Source organism: Flavobacterium seoulense, from assembly GCF_000695795.1.
Taxonomy (GTDB): domain Bacteria; phylum Bacteroidota; class Bacteroidia; order Flavobacteriales; family Flavobacteriaceae; genus Flavobacterium; species Flavobacterium seoulense.
The window spans coordinates 1-617 of sequence record NZ_JNCA01000056.1 but is presented as its reverse complement, the minus strand read 5'-3'; the positions used below and the strand labels follow the sequence as shown (position 1 = coordinate 617).

Genomic DNA, 617 nt, shown 5'->3' with positions numbered 1-617 from the left:
TCAATTATTTTCATTGAGCATTCTATTCTCTTATCTAAAAGAGATAAAAATTCAGAAACCTTTTGTTGTTCTGAAATTGAGGGGAAATTTAAATAAATATTAGAAATCCTACCCACATTAATGCTTAATACCTTGGAACCCTGTGATTCCCTTTTTATTTGATTTCTTACAAAATCAGATTTTAATAAATATCCTAGAAACCCCTTAGAAAAATTATTTTTTTGCGGTCTTGCTAAAAGAGTATGTAAACCTGAAAGTAATTTTTCGCCGTTAAGATTTGTGATTTCAATACTTTTCCCGACATCGTTTAAATCTTCAGAAGCATCAGCAAAAATCACATCCCCTTCTTGACAATAAAAATCTTCTGAAATCTTATTTAGAGAAATATCTTCATTTATATATGGAACATTTTCTTTTTCTAAATCAAAAAGAGTTTGAAATTTAGTATGAATATCTCCATAGTGAATATTTTTTACAGTTCCTGATTCATAATTGAGATTATCTCTTGAATAAGAATTAGTTACTTTAAATGTCATTAGGTCTCCAAGTTTCTTATTTTTAAATTCATCATTGAATTCTGGAAATCTCAATTTTGGTACATTTCTCGAATTAGGAAA

At 27.4% G+C, this 617-nt stretch carries 1 protein-coding gene; it reads right to left on the bottom strand.

Annotation, left to right across the window (positions count from 1 at the left end; translation table 11 throughout):
* Positions 1-590 (bottom strand): restriction endonuclease subunit S (locus FEM21_RS16050; protein WP_201448303.1); only part of this gene is annotated, 590 nt, incomplete at its 3' end.
* Positions 591-617 lie beyond the last annotated feature (27 nt).